The following is a 567-nucleotide window of genomic DNA, read 5'->3' as shown; positions in this document are numbered from 1 at the left end:
CGCCGATGTATGGACTCCCTCCCCATGGGGGAGTAACGTAATAAGTGCCTAAACTTTTACTAAGAGTCCATACATTATGAATAATACAGTCATCGCCATCGATATCGCAAAAACTTCGTTCCATGCCGTTAGTTTAAAACGAAATAAAGTGTGCACTGATAAAGCATTTACCCGAAGTCAGTTAAAAAGTTGGTTAGCAAATCAACCGCCCAGTCGGGTTGTGATTGAGGCGTGTGGGTCCTCACATTATTGGGCACGGTATGCACAGAGCCTTGGTCATTCCGCAGAGCTTATCGCCCCCAAACACATAAAGGCATTCAGACAAGGACACAAAACCGATAAGAATGATGCTTTGGCGATAGCCATAGCCAGCCAGCAACCGAAAACGAAGAATGTCGCCATTAAAACCGTTGAACAACAAGGTCTTCAATCAATTGCTAAGATACGTCAGCACTTGACCGACAACCAGACGGCTGTCAGTAATATGTTGAGGGGCTTACTGGCTGAATTTGGCATTGTTATCAACAAAGGATTAAAGGCATTTAAAATAAACGTGCCTGAGATATT

The 567-nt window shown here is 43.7% G+C and carries 1 protein-coding gene; it reads left to right on the top strand.

Features of this window, described 5'->3' with window-relative positions:
• Positions 1–76 precede the first annotated feature (76 nt).
• A partial coding sequence (locus OPS28_RS14455; RefSeq protein ID WP_265610174.1) for a transposase occupies positions 77–567 on the top strand: 491 nt, incomplete at its 3' end.

Origin of the sequence: Alteromonas sp. ASW11-130, assembly GCF_026183735.1 — a bacterium.
Classification (GTDB): Bacteria; Pseudomonadota; Gammaproteobacteria; order Enterobacterales; family Alteromonadaceae; genus Alteromonas.
Note: the sequence above shows the minus strand (reverse complement) of the source record. Positions and strands in the feature narration are given on the sequence as shown.